The following is a 3,830-nucleotide window of genomic DNA, read 5'->3' as shown; positions in this document are numbered from 1 at the left end:
CATGAGCAAGCTAGAGGTTTAAAGACTGAGCGGGTTCCAATTATTTTTATTAATAAATATTTTACACAATTCATACCAGGTAAGCAAGAGAGCTACGCCACTACTACCGAATCATTACCTTTTTTTGATTATAACACCCCATTTCCTCAACCCCTAACCCCATTATGGAAAAATTAACTAATCTCGATCGCATTGCTGAAGAAATTTTAGGTTTAATTCCAACAGAAACGGTTATTATTGCCGAATTTGACGGTGATAGTATTGATTATCGTGCGGGTGCGGGTAAAAATACCCAGGCAATTGTGGGCAAAAGGGGTGATATTGCCACGTCGGGATTGTGTACGGTGGTTTACCAGGATAGTTGTCCGGTGGTGGTAGGACAAACCCTAGGAGATAATCGCATCCGTCAGGATATAGCGGTGGCTTTGGGGATAAAAACGGCTTTAGCTGTGCCAATTAGGATTAATAATCGGTTATTTGGTGCAGTAATGCTGTTAAACCGTCTCGATGGTCAGGAATTGACCGATCGAGATAGTTTGTTAGTGGAGGAATATCTGAACTCGCTACTCAGAGATGAGGGATAGAAGCGGTTGGGTAATCCAGTTGAATGCTACGGCGATTTGATGGTTAAGGGTGGGCAGTCGGTAGAGATAGACTAAGCGACGGGTAAGATGGGCAAGGGGACCGGCTAATTCTAGTCCTAAACCGCTAATGGTAGCTTCATCGACTCCGAGGGTCAACATTTCGCCTAAAGGTTGATAACGGAAGGGTAAAGCTGGTTTATCGTGGAAACTCGCCCAAATATTCCAAGCGCAGTAGTCGGACTGTTGAAGGGCGACCTGAGCCGTGGCAGCGTAGGGTTTATCGTCTTGATCGCGACTATCGGCCGCATCGCCGATCGCGTAGATGCTGGTGTTTTCGACAGTTTGTAAATATTGATTAACTTTTAGTAATTTGCGCTCATTATGTGCTATGGGCAAATTAGCGAGCAGTGGGGAGGCGATCGGGCTAACGGTCCAGAGAACTAGATCAACGGGGATCTTGTCTATCTGTCCTTTGTAGTCAAGGGAGAGGCAATCAGCTTGAATGTCGGCGACGGTGGTTTCTAGGTCTAACCAAACCAGACGTTTTTCCAGGGCTTTTTTGGCGGTTTCGCGGTTAAATTGGGGTGAAAGGGCAATTATATCGCTATTTCTTTCGATCAGACGAATTCTTCCCCTTTCTCCGAGGCGATCGGCCAGCTTACAGGCTAATTCTACGCCGCTATAACCGCCCCCGATAATGGCGACCCGAATTTTATCGCGATCGGATTGTTCTAGGGTTTTGAGTCGATCCCGAAGACGATAGGCATCATCGAGACTACGAAAGGGGATAGCGTGGGTTCTGGCCCCGGGTAGGAAGTCAAGGGAGGATTGACCACCGAGGGCGATCACGAGGCGGTCATAGCATATATCGTTTTGATTGTCAAGGGTTATTTTATGATTATTAACATCGATCGCCGTGACGGTTCCCTGTTGGAAGTCAACGGGGGTATTAGCGAGCAATTCGCTGAAAGGGGGAGCTATTTCCCAGGATTGCAGTTCTGAGGTGACTAATTCGTAGAGAAGGGGAGAAAATAAAAAGCGATCGTTTTTATCAATTAAGGTAATTTGGGGGGGGTGTTGATCAGTCCAAGGCAATTGACTCAAACGTAGAGCAGTATAGAGTCCACCAAAACCACCACCGAGAATACAAATTTTTGGGATTGAGTCAGTCATATCGATCGCTGAGGGTTTTGTTTCTTATTTTGACACTCCCTGCCGTAAAATGGACGGGGAACCTTAAACCCAAATTTTCGGTAAAGCGAGCAAAGAAAAATCTTTTTATTCATCTACCCAGCCAAATCGTCAGCAAAGCCACAATTGTAGCCAGAAAAAGGATATGATTCATCCAATCGTCGAAGGACCAATTTTTAAACATAATCACTATTAGCGTAGAAAACTTTTAAACCTACATCCAATCCTACACATTTTTTAGTCGGTTCTAGCGGTTTTGCATCTTCCCGAATATCAACGCTTAGACAGAATTGGACATAATAAACATTTGAACGATTATTTTTCTGAAACTTAGGATAATCATTGTTTATCGACCTTAAACAACTACTTATATGCTAACCTATACAGCAGAGATTGTCAAGATTTAAGTCGTGCTTCGCTGTTTTATATTGGTTGGGGTTTCATCTCGTTAAAAGCGAGAGTCTTCACCCCGACATTTGAGATAAAATTAAGATTAGAGCTTATTAGAGAGGAAAAACCTAACCAGAAGAATTTTTAGGTGAATCCTAATTGCGATGGGAGTCTTTGGGAATAACATCCAAACCGAGGAGAACCTTTTGAGTATTGGACATATCGCCGATAATTCTTTGTAGGGGTGGGGGAAGTTGTTTGACTAAAGTAGGAGTTACGAGAATTTTATCCTGTTCCGCTAATTGGGGCTGTTCGAGAACATCAATTATTTCTACTGTATAAAGATCGGATAACTCCTCGCGACAGATACGAAAAATATTGGCGATCGCCCTCTGGGATTTACTTGAATCGCCCATAATGTAGAGTTTGAGAAGATATTGACTCATGATTGCGTGTTATTGAACAGTTTAATGTTGCTGAGACCGATATAGTATTTACGATAGAAAGAGACGAGATAACCCATCAATTCCAAGACCATGAGACGACCTTCGCTAACGTAGGCCTGCGCTTTGGCCAGGGTGACATCCTGATTTTTTTGGCGTAGGGTGGTGGTATGAATATCCACCACATCGCGAGGACTAGCTTTTAAGAATCCTAACTTATCGGCCAAGCTTCGCAGTCGTTCCGATAGATTATGTTCCACTTTGTATGCTTGTTCTTCTAAAGCTAAGTCTAATAACTCTCCGTAATTTTGGACTAATTCTTGAAAAATATCGGGAATACTCTGCTTTATTGCCTCAGAACCGAACATTTTCGCCGTGATGCTAGTTTGTACTCCCTTGATCAACTGTTCCAGTTCGCGAAATTCCTCTTCCTGTTGTTGATGTTTAAGATTGAGGATATATTGCTGACGTTCGATCGCCACACGAATTTGATAGACTAAAAGACTACTATCGATATTATTTAACTGAATATAACCGTCAGCACCCAGTTGAAAGGCTTTAACGACTAATTTCTCATCATTGCTAGTAGTTTGAACCACTATCGGTATATCAGAGGCTAATTCTCTGGTTTTGACTAGAATATTTAAGCCGGGGGGGACAGAGATTTCCAAGCTTAAGAGGATGAGATCAAATTTCTCCCCTGCTAGTTTTTCGGCAGTTTGCTGTAGATCCTGAGCTTGGGTGAGGGTAAAAGTCAACCCCCCGGCCAGGGAACATTGGGGGGCCTTTAACAGCAATCTCTGGATTAATTTAACAGTCGTCGGTTCATCCTCTATCAATAAAATCCTACAGAGATCCCTAGTCATTGTTAATCGATCGCTAAAATTATCTTTTTTCCCCTACTTTCATAGTACGCTCATCTTTGGGAAACGCAAGGACAAAATCACAATCTAGCACCCGCTATCTCGAAGTCTTATTCTACCGCTCAACTAAACTTACTCAAACTTACTTAGGGTTTGCTGAAAAAGTTTGTTGGTGGGGTTAGGATTCAGGAGTCAGGATTCAGTAGACCTCCTGCAAAAATAGGAACTGATTATGTAAAATAAAGTAAAACACTCAGAAAAACAATGACTTACGAAAAAGTAAAAAATTTGAATCCAGAAGAGTTTAAACGCTTTTGTGGGGTATATCCTGAAACATTTAAGGATATGGTGAAAGTTCT

The 3,830-nt window shown here is 42.5% G+C and carries 4 protein-coding genes; 1 reads left to right on the top strand and 3 read right to left on the bottom strand.

From position 1 onward, the window contains the following. Window positions 1-164 precede the first annotated feature (164 nt). Window positions 165-584, top strand: coding sequence for a GAF domain-containing protein (locus PX482_RS18395; protein WP_288122815.1), 420 nt, complete (start codon window positions 165-167; stop codon window positions 582-584). On the opposite strand, the gene PX482_RS18390 is transcribed toward PX482_RS18395, so the two are convergent. The 3 genes from PX482_RS18390 to PX482_RS18375 form a co-directional block, all read right to left on the bottom strand. After that, entirely contained in the window at window positions 564-1,757 is a 1,194-nt protein-coding gene (locus PX482_RS18390; RefSeq protein ID WP_288122813.1) for an NAD(P)/FAD-dependent oxidoreductase, read from the bottom strand. The two genes, PX482_RS18395 and PX482_RS18390, sit on opposite strands and share 21 nt — an antisense overlap. Window positions 1,758-2,320: 563 nt before the next feature. Then, entirely contained in the window at window positions 2,321-2,611 is a 291-nt protein-coding gene (locus tag PX482_RS18380; protein WP_002757114.1) for a circadian clock KaiB family protein, read from the bottom strand. Further along, the gene (locus tag PX482_RS18375; RefSeq protein ID WP_002757113.1) at window positions 2,608-3,474 is read right to left on the bottom strand and encodes a response regulator; all 867 of its coding nucleotides are present in this window, start codon (window positions 3,472-3,474) and stop codon (window positions 2,608-2,610) included. Before PX482_RS18375 ends, PX482_RS18380 begins: the two co-directional genes overlap by 4 nt. Window positions 3,475-3,830 lie beyond the last annotated feature (356 nt).

This window comes from Microcystis sp. M53602_WE12, from assembly GCF_030065455.1.
Lineage (GTDB): Bacteria > Cyanobacteriota > Cyanobacteriia > Cyanobacteriales > Microcystaceae > Microcystis > Microcystis aeruginosa.
The sequence above is the reverse complement of the archived record's forward strand: the minus strand, read 5'-3'. Positions and strand labels throughout refer to the sequence as shown.